The 13,871-nt window shown below is 62.5% G+C and carries 11 protein-coding genes and 1 tRNA gene; 1 reads left to right on the forward strand and 11 read right to left on the reverse strand.

Going from position 1 to position 13,871, the window contains the following annotated elements; all coding sequences use genetic code 11:
* Window positions 1-107: 107 nt before the first annotated feature.
* The 9 genes from ACUIAF_RS03915 to ACUIAF_RS03955 all read right to left on the reverse strand — a co-directional run bounded on the left by ACUIAF_RS03915 (window position 108) and on the right by ACUIAF_RS03955 (window position 10,701).
* A complete protein-coding gene (locus ACUIAF_RS03915; protein WP_015021528.1) occupies window positions 108-1,304 on the reverse strand; it encodes an MFS transporter in 1,197 nt (398 codons plus the stop codon).
* An 88-nt stretch (window positions 1,305-1,392) separates the two neighbouring features.
* Window positions 1,393-2,823, reverse strand: a complete 1,431-nt coding sequence (locus tag ACUIAF_RS03920; RefSeq protein ID WP_015021527.1) for an amidohydrolase — start codon at window positions 2,821-2,823, stop codon at window positions 1,393-1,395.
* Between the two features lie 165 nt (window positions 2,824-2,988).
* Window positions 2,989-3,783 carry an isoprenyl transferase gene (locus ACUIAF_RS03925; RefSeq protein ID WP_198216643.1) on the reverse strand — a complete coding sequence of 265 codons (795 nt, stop codon included), beginning with the start codon at window positions 3,781-3,783 and terminating at the stop codon, window positions 2,989-2,991.
* Window positions 3,784-3,786: 3 nt separating this feature from the next.
* Window positions 3,787-4,509 (reverse strand): DNA repair protein RecO, encoded by a 723-nt coding sequence (recO, locus tag ACUIAF_RS03930; RefSeq protein ID WP_110416941.1) that lies wholly within the window; start codon window positions 4,507-4,509, stop codon window positions 3,787-3,789.
* 15 nt (window positions 4,510-4,524) lie between these two features.
* A complete protein-coding gene (locus tag ACUIAF_RS03935) occupies window positions 4,525-6,177 on the reverse strand; it encodes an alpha/beta hydrolase family protein (protein WP_110416940.1) in 1,653 nt (550 codons plus the stop codon).
* A 101-nt stretch (window positions 6,178-6,278) separates the two neighbouring features.
* Entirely contained in the window at window positions 6,279-7,508 is a 1,230-nt protein-coding gene (gene ispG, locus ACUIAF_RS03940) for a flavodoxin-dependent (E)-4-hydroxy-3-methylbut-2-enyl-diphosphate synthase (protein WP_015021523.1), read from the reverse strand.
* Window positions 7,505-8,779 carry a 1-deoxy-D-xylulose-5-phosphate reductoisomerase gene (gene dxr / locus ACUIAF_RS03945; protein WP_258326519.1) on the reverse strand — a complete coding sequence of 425 codons (1,275 nt, stop codon included), beginning with the start codon at window positions 8,777-8,779 and terminating at the stop codon, window positions 7,505-7,507. The genes ispG and dxr overlap by 4 nt, the downstream gene beginning before the upstream one ends.
* The gene (locus ACUIAF_RS03950; RefSeq protein ID WP_445339078.1) at window positions 8,776-10,527 is read right to left on the reverse strand and encodes a DivIVA domain-containing protein; all 1,752 of its coding nucleotides are present in this window, start codon (window positions 10,525-10,527) and stop codon (window positions 8,776-8,778) included. Before ACUIAF_RS03950 ends, dxr begins: the two co-directional genes overlap by 4 nt.
* 100 nt (window positions 10,528-10,627) lie before the next feature.
* A tRNA-Val gene (locus ACUIAF_RS03955) sits at window positions 10,628-10,701 on the reverse strand.
* Window positions 10,702-10,822: 121 nt separating this feature from the next.
* On the opposite strand from ACUIAF_RS03955, the gene ACUIAF_RS03960 reads away from it, so the two are divergent.
* Window positions 10,823-12,367, forward strand: coding sequence for an MDR family MFS transporter (locus tag ACUIAF_RS03960; RefSeq protein WP_445339079.1), 1,545 nt, complete (start codon window positions 10,823-10,825; stop codon window positions 12,365-12,367).
* Window positions 12,368-12,514: 147 nt separating this feature from the next.
* Here the strand turns inward: ACUIAF_RS03960 and ACUIAF_RS03965 are convergent, their stop codons facing one another.
* Window positions 12,515-12,862 (reverse strand): DUF3052 domain-containing protein, encoded by a 348-nt coding sequence (locus ACUIAF_RS03965; RefSeq protein ID WP_015021519.1) that lies wholly within the window; start codon window positions 12,860-12,862, stop codon window positions 12,515-12,517.
* A 120-nt stretch (window positions 12,863-12,982) separates the two neighbouring features.
* Window positions 12,983-13,849, reverse strand: a complete 867-nt coding sequence (locus ACUIAF_RS03970) for a S16 family serine protease (protein ID WP_110416937.1) — start codon at window positions 13,847-13,849, stop codon at window positions 12,983-12,985.
* Between the last annotated feature and the right edge of the window lie 22 nt (window positions 13,850-13,871).

A 13,871-nucleotide genomic window follows, 5' to 3' on the forward strand; every position in this document is an offset into this window, starting at 1 on the left:
ACCCAGAGGGCGGGCCTTTTGTCTTGCAACTCGGCAGTCAAGGCTTGGCCCCAGACCATTGATCTTCGGGACCGGAAGCCATTGCTCAGGCCGATCGGGCTTTGGCTTTACCTGCCAACCTTGACCAGCAGAGCCATCAGTCCGGAGGCGATGGCCGCCGCACCCATGAAGAGGAAGGCTCCAACAAAGGAACCGCCGGCGGCCTTGACCAGGTAGCCGATGATCATGGGGGCCAGGAATCCGCCCAAGGTGCCGCCGGTATTGATGATGCCAATGGCGGATCCGATGATGTGCGGGTCCATGATCTTGTGTGGCCAGGTGAAGATGCCGGTGAAGGCCACCACGGAGACGCAGGATACCAGGATCAGCAGCAGGAGGGAGAGCCAGATGTTGCGCGAGAAAACGAAGCATACGACCAGGACGGCACTGATCAGTCCGGCACCCAGGATGGCCACCTTCTCCCTGCCCAGGAAGAGCTTGGAGAGCAACTGACCGGCATAGATGGTGGCTACGGTCGTGAATACCGCATTGACCGCCAGCAGGATGCCGGCCTGACCGATTGAAAGCCCGAAGGTTTTTTTGATGAAGGTAGGCATCCAGGAGATATTGCCGTACAGGAGGATGTTGAGCAGAAGCATGGCCACGAAAAGGACCAGCACGTTCCTATTCTTCAGCACCTCGAGGAACCCTGCACCCTTGACTCCGGGCTTCTGGTCAACCTCGGGCTGGCGGGGCTTGGAGGGCACGAAGATCAGGATGCAGACAAATGCCAGCAGATAGAGGGTGCCCAGCACTGTGTATGCCAGGTGCCAGTTGATGGCGACCAGGTTGGCTCCCAGGACGAAGGCCAGAATGCCGCCAATGCCCGAGGTCGACAGGATCAGCGACTGTACGAAGGTGCGCCGTTCCTGCGGGAAGTTCTCCGCAATCGACTTGGAACAGGAGGGCGGGTAGCCGCCGTGGCCCATGCCGGCGAAGAACCGGACGATGATGAAGAAGACCAGACCATTGGCCAGGCCGAACAGATAGCTGAACAGACCGATGATGATCATGGAGGCCATCAGCACACGCTTGGCCCCAAGTCGGTCGGCCAGCCAACCGCTGGGAATCTGCATGAGCGAGTAGCCCAGGAAGAAGGCCGACATGATGATGCCTGTCTGCCCCGAGTCGAGGTGGAACTGCTCGGAGATGGGGATGATGGCGGTCGAGATCATGTTCTTGTCCATGTACACGATCGAGTAACCGGCCATCAGGGAGAAGATCAGCGTTCCGCTCGCCGTTTTTGAGGATTGTTTGATTGCCATTGGTCTGTCATCCTTCAGTCGAAGCCAACCGCCGCCGGGCGAAGTGATCCGCAGGGATCACAGGGCCCGGCGGCAGCCGAACAGTAGGTCAGTGGGGCATCACATCGTCAGGGATGACGACCTTGTACTCCTGGCCGGCGAATGTCTTGTCGAAGTCCTCCTTGGCGGCCTTGACCAGGTCCGGGTCGGTAAAGGCATCATAAGCAGTCAGGGCCAGGGTCTTGCCCGCAGCCAGCAGACCCTTGTGGGCCACCGAGGACTTGCCGTTGGCCGCCCACTGCCAAGAATGAGCCGAGGTACCCTGGGGCTCGAAGCCGCCGCTGAACTGGGCGGTGGGCGTCTGCCAGCTGACATCGCCGACATCGGTGGATCCCGATGCCGTATCGGTGAAAACCAGCGGATACTTCTTCAGAGCCATGGTGGACTCGGCCATCTTCCTGACTTCCTCATCCGGAAGATCAGGGAAGGCAGCCTTGGTGCGGCCGAGCACCCGCTGCTTGCCGGCATCGGGGACCGTGTCGGTGTAGCGGCGTTCGTAGTCCAGCTCCTGCTGGTCCAGCGGCAGAGGGCCGACGAGGTCCAGGTTCCTGTCTATGGCCTCGGTCAGCGGATGGTTGGGGATGAAGTTGTAGCAGGCCGCATCGAACTCCTCCTTGACCTGGGTCTCGGTCATCAGGGCCGCACCCTGGGCGATCTTCTCCACCCGCTTGAACAGATCCTGGGCCTGATCCATCCTGGGGGCGCGCACGAAGTAGTAGAGCCGGGCATGGGACTGCACCACGTTGGCAGATTCACCGCCTGCGTCGATAAAGGCATAGTGCACGCGGGCCTCATCGATCATGTGTTCGCGCAGGAACTGCACGCCCACGTTCATCAGCTCAGCGGCATCCAGGGCGCTCCGGCCCAGTTCGGGAGCCGCAGCCGCATGCGCCGGCACGCCGGTGAAGTCGAAGTAGGCCTGCAGGACCGCCAGGCTGGAGGAACCCCAAGCCTGGGTCACATCCGAGGGATGCCAGGACAGGGCCAGGTCCAGCCCGTCGAAGACACCATCCCTGGCCATGAAGGCCTTGCCGTAGCCCGACTCCTCAGCCGGGCAGCCGAAGACCTTGATGGTCCCCTTGAGACCCTTTTCCTCCATGAAAGTCTTAATGCCCACTCCTGCCGCTACGGCAGCCATGCCCAGAATGTTGTGGCCGCAGCCTTGTCCATTGCCACCTTCGACCAATGGCTTGTGCTCGCCCAGATCAGCCACCTGGCTGAGGCCTCCGAGGGCGTCGTATTCGCCGGTGATACCTATCACCGGACGGCCCGAGCCCCAGGTCGCCACGTAGGCATAGTCCATATGGCCCACGCCCTTCTCGATGTCAAAGCCCTCCTGCTCCAACACCTTGTAGTGCTGCTGGACCGACTCCTTGACGGCAAACCTGGTCTCGGGGGTACCCCAAATATGGTCGGCGGCCTCGATGAACTCCTGTGACTTATCTTCGATGATCTGCATGATGCGCTGCTTGTCGTCCACGCCTGTCACTCCCTTGCTTCGTTTGCTGCCTTGATTTCCACAGCGGATATGGATTGCTCCGCTGCGATAAGACACAGACTACCTTTCAGGGGCATTTCGAGAGTGTTCAGACATGTAAATTTGGACGACTATGGCTAACTTCACATAATGGGAGGTCCTGTTTTCTCAGTCATTCTCCGCGCCGCCGAAGCGCCTGTCCCTGTGGATGTAATCGTCGATGGCCCGCCAGAGCACCTCGCGCCCGCAGTCGGGGAAGAGTTCGGGAACAAAGGCCAGCTCCGCATATGCCGCCTGCCAGGGCAGGAAGTTGGAGGTACGCTGCTCCCCCGAGGTGCGCAAGACCAGGTCGCAGTCCGGTATGTCGGGGTTGTAGAGGTGCTGGGCGATCATCTTTTCGGTCACCTTGGAGCCCTTGATCTGCCCGGCCGCCACCTCCCTGGCGATGTCAGTGGCTGCATCGGCCAACTCAGCCCTGCCCCCGTAGTTGATGCAGAAGATCACATCGATCCTGTTGTTGTGCCGGGTGCGCTCCATGGCCTCCTCCAGCTCATCGATGACCGACTTCCAGAGACGGGGCCGACGGCCCGCCCAGCGCACCCGCACTCCCCAGTCATCCATCTGGGCCACTCGACGGTGGATGATGTCCCGGGAGAAGCCCATCAAGAAATGCACCTCGGCCGGTGAGCGCTTCCAATTCTCCGTGGAGAAGGTGTACAGGCTCAGGTATCGGACCCCGGCCTCAATGGCCCCGGCTATGGTGTCGAAGACCACCGGCTCGGCAGCCCGGTGACCCTGGGTGCGCTCCATGCCCCTCTGCTTGGCCCAGCGGCCGTTGCCGTCCATAATCACACCCAGGTGCCGTGGAACTGAACCCTTGGGGAACTGCGGAATACGCGCAGGATCGGAGAAGGGGGCTGCAGGCACATCAAGTGAGGTATAGTCGACGGGGTCAAAGCTCATGCTTCAAGAATCTAATAGCCTCAGGGCCCTGATGGGCCGCTCCAGGTAATATTCGCCCCATTTCTCGACAAGACCATCGCAGAGGGGGGTTGAGCCCTTGCCGTCCAGCCTGGACCAGTCCCCGCTGCTCAGAGCCCTGAAGCGGTCCAGGGTGGCGGGATCCACCGCCACGGCATCAGTAGTCCTATCCCGACTGCAGACCACCCCACCGCCGGGCACCGAAAAGTGGGTCAGCTGATCGGTCCGGCCGCAGACGATGCAGGAATCCAGCCGGGGCCGCCAGCCAGCCAGTGCCAGGGAACGCAGCAGGTAGGAGGCGCCGATGTCACGGGGTCCATGCCGGTGACCAGCCAGGCTGGCCAGGGCGGAGACCAGCAGACGGTACTGCTCCGGGGCCGGCTCGTGCTCACCCACCACCAGCTTGTCAGCAGTCTCAAGCATGACGCCCCCGTTGGCGTAGAGGTCATAGTCGGCGCATATGGCATCCGCATAGGGGGCTATGCAGACGGCCTGGGATACGATGTCAAGGTTGCGTCCACGGGAGATGAGCAGATCGTCACGCATGAAGGGCTCCAGCCGCGCACCGAAGCGGGACTTGGTCCGTCGCACCCCCTTGGCCACGGCCCTGACCTTGCCGTGCCCCTTGGTCAGAATGGTGACGATCCGGTCGGCCTCGCCCAATTTGACCGTTCTGAGGACCAGGCCCTCGTCACGATAGATGGCCACGGCGGTCCCGTCCTTTCACTGGTAGATGAACAGGCCCCAGAAGGCGAAGATCAGCAGGACTCCGAACATGGCCAGGGTGGTGACGGTGAAGAGGGCAACGCCAAAGCGGGTGGAGGCCAGAACAGGCCTGGGATCCATGTTGCGCATCTGCTGGCGCAGGCTGGGGCCGCCGGCCTTGCTTGTGCGGACCTGATCGGGAAGCCGGTCCAATCCCCTCAGGGAGGCCACTTCGACCATGCGGGCGAAGGTGCGCGACCAGGCCCAGATGACCAGGGCGCAGACCACCTGGATGACCGGCCAGCTCCAGTAACTGACCCCGGCCTGGTCGGGCACGCCGCCCCAACCCAGGCGTACCACGGCCATGATGACCTGACCCAGGCCGGCTCCGAAAAGGACCAGGGTGGCCAGGGTGGTGCCGGTGATGGTGACCAAGGTGCCGCCGAAGCCATGGCTGAAGCCCAGAACCGGGTCCTTGCGCCTGCGCAGACGGGACAATTTCATCAGACCTGCCACGACTGCCATGACCAGGGCCGCCAGCAAAAGAACCAGGGTAAGCAGGTGCAGGACCAACATATAGACGGTCAGCGAGCGCCGCCCCCGCAGGTCAGTAGGCACGGCGATGGACTGGTGGATTGTGGCCCCTCCCACGCTGGGGCTGGTCTGATGCAGTCCATGGGCCTGACCCACCGCCCAGTCGATCATGTCCCGTTGATAGTGGTCGGCCAGGGGCGTGCCGGTCCGGGCCTCATCCCCCAGCCGCAGCACATGATTGGAGACCGGGTAGGAACGCACCGTGACGTTCTCGTTGCCTGAGGCGTGCGCCTTCGACAGCACACTCTGCACCCCCTCCACCTGTGCGGTCATCACGTCCTTGGCCCCGTAGGCCAGCAGGGTGGGGATGGCGTAGGTGTAGCGGTCCGTGGGTTCGATGTCCAGATTGTTCAGGCCCAAAAGAGCGGCATCAGTGCTGAAGAGCCGACGGACCACCGACTGGTAGCCCTGGTTGGCCCCGGCAATGGCGAAGTCCTGGGCCACGAAGAAGCCCATGGCGTGCCGCGGGGAATAGACCATGGGGCTCAGCAGGATCTGGAAGGCGATCCGGTGGTCCATGGTCAGCAGCATGGCGGCGATCCAAGTGCTCTCGCTGGTGGCATAGATGCCCACTTTGGAGGCATCCACATCATCCCGGTCTCGCAGCAGATTGGCAACCCGCTCATAGGCCCTGGCGGAGGCTGGATAGTCCCTGTCGGCATCCGTGGTGGACCAGACCGGCTTGTCCAGCACGGCGGTGACGAAACCTGCGGAGGCCAGGGATCGGGCCACGTCCCCGAAGGAGTTGTCGCAGGTGCCGTAACCGGCGCCGTGCATGAAAACCACAGCCGGGCGATGGCCTGAAGCCCCCTTGGGAGAGCGAATTAGAATTCTGATGCGTTGGTGCTCGCCCGTGGCGGGCCTTTCCACGCTCAGTTCCTGGTGGCGGGATTCGACCTGATACTGCCCCATGGCATCCCTGGCAAGGCCGGCAGGCCAATCGAAGGTGACCGCGGTGTCCGGAGTCAGGGTGGGGAAATTCTGATCCACTGGTTCGTATTTCCAGGGGACGGCGGTCAAGTGTGAGACGGATACCAGCAGACCCATGAGGATGACGAAGATGGGCAGACTGGTCATCAGCCGCCTGACTCTGCTCCACCGACTTGCGGGGAGGGAACGCTCAACCTCTTGGGACACGACGGCCATTGTATCCGGTGGCGAGGATGGTGCTTACGCGCTCAGCTGGCACGGCCGGTGACCGGAACCACCATGGGCCCTACCTCCGGCAGGGTTTCACCCTGAACCGCCGCCTTGGCATCCATCTGTGCGGCGATTTCCTTGGCCCGTTCCAGCAGGGTGGGGACAATCTGGTCCTCTGGCACGGTCTGCACCACCTTGCCCTTGATGATGATCTGCCCCTTGCCGTTGCCCGAAGCCACACCCAGGTCGGCCTCCCTGGCCTCACCTGGTCCGTTGACGATGCAGCCCATGACGGCAACCCGGATGGGGGCGGTGATGTCCTTGAGCCCCTCGGTGACTTCCTTGGCCAGCTCGATCACGTCCACCTGGGCCCTGCCGCAGGATGGGCAGGAAATGATGTCGAAGTGGCGCTGGCGCAACCCCAGATATTCCAGAATCTTGCAGCCCACCTTGACCTCTTCCACAGGCGGCGCAGACAGGGAGACACGGATGGTGTCGCCGATGCCTTCAGCCAGCAGTGCGCCGAAGGCCAGGCAGGACTTGATGGTCCCCTGCCAGGAGGGCCCGGCTTCGGTCACACCCAGGTGCAGGGGCCAGTCGCCCTTGGAGGCCAGGAGCCTGTAGGTCTGGACAGTGGTGACGGGATCGTGGTGCTTGACGGAGATCTTGAAGTCGTGGAAGCCCACGTCCTCGAACATGTGGGCCTCTTTCAAGGCAGAGGCGACCAGGGCCTCGGGAGTGGGGCCGCCGTAGCGGGCGTAGATGTCCTTGTCCAGGCTGCCGGCGTTGACCCCGATGCGCAGGGAGATGCCTGCATCCGTAGCTGCCTTGCAGATCTCGGGACCGACCTGGTCGAACTTGCGGATGTTGCCCGGATTGACCCTGACGGCTGCGCAACCCGCGTCGATGGCCTGAAAAACGTACTTGCTCTGGAAGTGGATGTCGGCGATGACCGGGATGGGCGACTTCTTCGCAATGATGGGGAGCGCGTCGGCATCGTCCTGGCTGGGCACGGCCACCCGTACGATGTCGCAGCCGGCGGCAGCCAGCTCAGCGATTTGTTGCAAGGTGGCATTGATGTCAGCGGTGACCGTGTTGGTCATGGACTGCACCGAAATTGGGGCGCCCCCGCCGACCGGCACAGGCCCCACCATGATCCGACGGGAGCGGCGGCGAGGATGCAGCGGGGTCTGGCTGATGGCCTGCTCACCTGTCTTGCGGAACCCTTGGGAGGATGTTGACTGTTCGGTCTTGGGAATGCTACTCACGCTGTCATGTCTATCAAAGCATCGGCCCTTTGGCGCGCCTCATGCTCGACTTGCTCCATTACCTCCACGGATGTGAATGTTCCCGGAAGATGCGTTTCCATGGCATCCATGACCGAATGGATGGTTTTGACGATGTTCAGGTAGGGCAGCCGGTGATTCAGGAAGGCCCTGACCGCCTGCTCGTTGGCGGCGTTGAAGACCGCAGTCATGGGCTCGCAGCCTCCCAGAGCCCGCCTGGCCAGATTGACCGCCGGGAAAGCCTCGTCATCCAAGGGCTCAAAAGTCCAGGTGCTGGCCTTGGACCAGTCACAGGCCGCAGCCACGTTGTCCAGACGGGCGGGCGCCGACAGGCCCAGGGCGATGGGCAGACGCATATCCGGAGGCGAGGCCTGGCTTATGGTGGCACCGTCCTGGAATTGGACCATGGAGTGGACCACGGACTGAGGGTGGACCACCACGGTGATCCGTTCGGGCTCGATCCGGAAGAGTCGACTGGCCTCGATGACCTCCAGACCCTTGTTGACCATGGTGGAGGAGTTGATGGTGACCACCGGGCCCATGGACCAGGTCGGATGGTTCAGGGCCTGTTCAGGGGTTACCTCGCGCATGGCCTGGCGGCTCCAGCCCCGGAAGGGACCTCCTGAGGCGGTGACCACCAGACGGGCCACCTCTCCATGCTGCCCCGAACGCAGGGACTGCCAGATGGCCGAATGTTCCGAGTCGACAGGGTTGATCTGACCCGGCCGTATCTCGGCGTCGAAGAGCAGATGGCCGCCGGCTACCACGGACTCCTTGTTGGCCAGAGCCAGTTGGGATCCAGCCTGCAAAGCTGCAATGGATGGACGCAGACCAACTGATCCGGTGATGCCATTGAGAACAAGGTCACTGCCGGAACCGGCCAGTGCCTGAACCGCCTCCATGCCTGCCTCTACCTGGATGCCGGTCAATCCCAGGGCCTCGAGAGCCCGCTGCAGGGCCGGAACCTGAGCCTTGTCGGCCAGAGCCAGACGCTTCACGCCAAAATCGCGGGCCTGGCGGGCCAGGAGCTCGACATGCGCGCCGCCAGCGGCCAATCCAGTCACCTGGAAGCGATCCCTGTGACGACTGATCAGATCCAGGGCCTGAGTGCCGATGGATCCTGTGGATCCCAGGATGACCAGACTGCGAGACCGGTCGGCATCATCCCTGGGCGACCATTCCGCCAAGGTGCGCTCACGTCCGACCGACAGACCGCCCTGCCTGCCTTCACTCATCACTGCCAGATGACTCATCGACCGCCTTTATCCTGCTCCCCCTCGTCACCGAAGGCTGGAAAAGAAATATCGGGAATGTCCAGATCCATCTTGGGCAGATCCTGGTTGAGCAGGGAGGCCAGGTAGGAATCCGGGTCCTTGTCCTGCTTACTCCCCTGAGTGTTTTGTGAATACCGGGGCTTGGCCCAGTCAGGCGTATCCGTGCTGCTTCCGGCTGTTTCGGCCCAGGGACGTTCACGGGTCCCAGACGCTGCTGGTGCCGGTTGCTCATAGCTGCCCAAGGGTCCGCCTGCGCCCAGATGTCCGTCAACGAAGGGTGAGGAGATGATCGAGGTGGATCCCGGCGTAGACGAACTGTCAGCGTCAGCACCCGTCGCCGAGTCAGACACCGGTGATCCCGGCCTTGTGGAGGGGACGAATGCAGCCCCTGCCGAAGTAGGCGGGGTCGAGGCTGCAGGTGCCGAAGGGGTCGGCTGGGATACCGCTGGCTCGGGAGTTTGTGGTGCCGGGGAAGACGATGAAGAAGGGGCCGCCGAGTTGAAAGGCACGGGTTTCGCAGACGACGCAGGCGCCGTTGATTCTGCAGTAGGAGCCGCAGGAGTGTAGCTGGTCGGCGCAGAGGCCGTCGCTGCGGACTCAGGCGGCGCGGAAGCAGGCATGACCGATTCCTGTTGACCGGAGACAGCGGGATTGGCCGGGGCAGCAGCGGATCCACGGCCGACACCGACCGAGGAGATGGACTTGGCTGGAGAAGAGATGGGAGATGCCGCCGCCGATGATGCTTGGGCTGCCTCAGTGCCCCCCTGTTCAAGCCGCTGGTTGACCGCCGAAGCCAGAGCACCCAGAGAACTGTTAGGTTGCGCCGTCGGCGCCGTGGGTGTCGTCTGCGTGGCGGCTGTCGGAGCCTCGAAGATGGCCCGCTCTGCCTGGTGCAGCTGAGCGAAATCGTCCTGACTGCCCTGGTCGCTCGCATGAGCGGAGGCATTCGGGATGCTCCAGGCGGGTGCCTGGCTCTGTCCGATCAGCGGCTGAACGCCCGAAGTTGAAGACTCCTGCACCGACAGCTGCGACGGCGCAGGAACAGCAGCCGGGGCCGCTGCATTAGCGCTTGCCCTCTTGGCCCTCTCGCTGACCCTGGCAAAGGACTCCAGCTGCTCCAGGAGCTCGACGGCCTTGGCCAGGAAGAAGTCCACCTGGCGCTCGTCATAACCCTTGGGCCCCCGCCGCTGGGTGAAGATGACGTTGGAGACGCGGTCTGCCGTGATGTCGGTGTTCTTCGACTTGCCCGAGCCCGTCTTCCGTCCCTCGTGCAGGTTGAGCTGGTCAGAGGTCTTGTTGAGAACCTGCTCGATCAGCCGCTCCACCTGCTTGCAGTCGTATGAGGGCATGCCGGGATCCCCGCGCTTGAAGACACTGCCCGAGGGCCTGCCGGCATGAGTGGTCAGCTCCGATTGCAGACTGACCATCCTGGTCGTCCAGCCATCCACGCCCACCCGGGCTATCTCCAAGCTGGTCTGTCTGTCGGAAATCACCCGCTCCAAGCGCGAGAGGGCAGCATCCACCTGGGTGATGATGTAGCCGTTCTTGCACAGGTCGAAGGAGGCGTTGGCTATCTCCTCCTGGGTCAGATCGGGGTCCTGGCTCTCATAGAGAGAGTGAGCCCGCTCCAGGAAGGCGTCCACCTGCTTGGTGTCATATCCCCACTTGCGCTTGCCAGAGCGCGCAATGGTCGCCTCGGTTCCACGGGCATCAGGCTTAGCTGACATCAGGCATCGACCTCCTGACCTTTCTTGCCAACGATCGTCGTGCATCGATTCTACGTGAGCGCTAAGACGCGACTTTGGGCACGCCCCCCTAAAACCCCTGTGGTCCCGCCCGGACTCGAACCGGGGACATCCACCGTGTAAAGGTGGCGCTCTAACCAACTGAGCCACGGGACCAGCACACTACCTTAGCAGAAGACACGGTGACAAGGCCGCATGGTGCGGCTATAATCCACTAGGAATTCGCGGCCATTGTCCGCAAAAGCAGAGAAACACACCATATAAGGGGGAGTTTGGATTGTCACAGACAGTCGATACAGGCAGTGGCAGGAAGACCAATCGCACCCTGGTGACGGTGGCGGTCTTCATTGCCACCTTCATGACGGCCATCGAGGGGACCATCGTCTCCACCGCCATGCCCACCATCATCGGGGACCTGCATGGGCTGTCCATCATGAACTGGGTCTACTCCATCTATCTGCTCATGACGGCGGTCACCACGCCTATCTACGGCAAGCTTTCAGACCGCTTTGGCCGCAAGCCGTTGCTGACCATCGGCCTGCTGGTCTTCGTGATCGGATCCACCCTGTGCGCCCTCTCCCAGTCCATGCCCCAGCTGATAGGCGCCCGTTTTCTGCAGGGCCTGGGGGCAGGCGCCATCCAGCCGCTGACCTACACGGTTCTTGCCGACATCTATCCTCTGGACAAGCGGGCGGGCATGATCGGCCTGAACGGCTCGGCCTGGGGCATCGCATCCATCATCGCCCCCCTGCTGGGAGGTTTCATCGTCCAGCAGATAAGCTGGCACTGGGTCTTCGCCATCAACGTGCCCATCGGTCTGCTGGTCATCATCATGATCCAGCTCTTCCTGAGCGAGCATATCCAGGCGCGTAAAACCCGCGTTGACTACATCGGCATCGGGCTGCTCAGCATCTGCCTGATCTGCCTGATGCTCTGCCTGCAAAGCCTGGGATCGGCGGGCGATACGCGGCTCACCCTGATCCTGGCTGCGGCCACCGTGGTCACTTTTGCCCTGCTTCTTCATGTGGAGGGCCGGCAGGAGGATCCCATCCTGCCCCTGAGGCTCTTCCGCATCAGGACCTTCGTCATCCAGAACATCTGCATGCTGCTGGTGGCCGGATTCCTCATGGGCTTCGACACCTACATGCCCATCTGGATGCAGTCTGTGCTGGGGATGAACCCCTCGTTGGGCGGCTTTGTGGTCACCCCCTCCTCCATTCTTTGGCTCCTTGGCGCCTATCTTGCCGGACCGCTGACCATGCACCACCCGCCGCACCGGGCCACCAACATCGGCCTGGCCTTCATCCTGACGGCCTGCATCTGCTACATAGCCGTCCCCCAGGCCACCGCCTACTGGGTCTTCCTGGTCATCTCTGCCGTGGTCGGCTTCGGCTTCGGCCTGACCATCACCACCTCGACCATCACCGCCCAGAGCGTGGTACCGGCCGGCGATGTGGGTGCCTCGACCAGCTTCAACACGCTGGCCCGTTCCCTTGGACAGACCCTGATGGTCTCCATCTTCGGCATCGTCATGAACACGGTCATCGCACGCGAGGTGCCTCAGCATAAGGGACTGACCGAGGACATGATGAACAGCATGATCAACCCGGCCACAGCAGGAAGCATCCCTTCACGCCTGCTGGGACCGGCCCGCACCATCGTCTTCGACGGCCTGCATTGGATCTTCCTGGTGGGTCTGGTCATCCTGATTATGGCCTTGGTGGCCAACCTCTGCGACATCCGCTCGCGCACCCTGCTGGCCGAATATCAGAACAAGGCCGAGACGGCGGCTCCTGCCATTGCTGACAGGGGCGAGCGGTAAAGGTCGCCCGCCAGACGAATTCCTCCGGGATTGTCCATGAATGACAGGGAGGTGGTGGGCATCGGGTGATTCCGATGCCCACCACCTCCTTCATCGGCTCTTATGCGATATGTCTAGCCGCCGTAAACGCCGGTAGAGCCCAAAGTCTTACTTGCCCTTGCCGAAAGCCCGCAGCTGGGTGGCATTCCAATCCTTGCTGACGGTGGTGGGCATCAGGGCGTTCATCCCAGCGGTCTTGGCCGCGTTGGAGACGACCCCAGGCGCCGATGTACCCGGTCTTCCGGGCTTGGGGGTCAGCACCCAGAACGGTGCACCCTTGTTGACCATGGCCGAGGCATCCATGATGGTATCTGCCAGATCGTCCTCGGCATCGCCGTCCCGCCACCAGATGATGACCCCATCCACGGCTTGGTCATAGTCCTCGTCCACCAGCTCTTCGCCGGTCAGATCCTCGATCCTGGTCCGGATTCCGTCGTCGACATCGTCGTCCCACATCCATTCCTGGACGATATCTCCGGGATGAAAACCGAACTCTTCCGCTGTATAGGTTGTAGTCTCAGCCACGGCTTCAGCATAACAAGACTGCCGGAATTCACCAATTGGGCCGGCCTTGTCTTATCTGCCTTTGGTGGCTGTGCAGCGGGGCAGCCCCTCCCCCTGGCCATGGCCGATGGCCACCAGGGCCTTGTAAGCCTCGTCCAAGGTGGACACCCGCACGTCGCGCAGCCCCTGTGGCACATGGCCTGTCACCTGTGAGCAGTTGGCCGCCGGGGCCAGGAACCAGGTGGCGCCGTCCCGCCTGGCGCCCAACATCTTCAGCTGGATGCCGCCGATGGCCCCGACCCGTCCCTTCTGATCCATGGTGCCGGTTCCGGCGATGGTCAGACCTCCGGTCTCCTGTTCGGGTGTGATCTTGTCGATGGCCCCCAGGGTGTACATAAGCCCGGCCGAGGGACCGCCGATGTCGGCCACCCTCATGCTGAACTGCAGGCCTGAAACGTCATATCCTCGGGCCTTGAGGAAGGCCAGAGCCTGGGCCGATGCGGCCTGCTGGGAGCCATGCATATCTCCCTGTTCCTGACGCTTGTACTCCTCAACGCTCTGTCCGGGAGGGACCACAGCCTCCTGGGGAAGAACCGTGGCGTGGGGGTCGGCCCAGCCCACCAGGGCATCCAGGTTGGAAGCCGGGTAGCCGGGGATTCCGCGGGCATTGACCGTGGTCATCAGCAGGCGGCCCCTGTCATGGTGGACCTGGCCGCCCTTCACCTTGATGACCGGTGAGCCTTTTGAACTTCCCAGCACATCCTGGGTGGGGCCGGGCGTCTCGATGGTATAAGGCGAGGGAAGGAAAAGCACCAAGATAGCCAGAATGACCAGAAGACCGCCGACCAGCATTTTGCGGGTGGGTCCGCCAAGCGTCCCGATTTGCCTTTCGGGTGCGCCTGTGGCGCAGTGATCCGATTTCCCGTGCGGAAGTGTCATAGCTCCAATATTATGGTTGATG

The sequence above is a fragment of the Bifidobacterium sp. ESL0822 genome, from assembly GCF_052606675.1.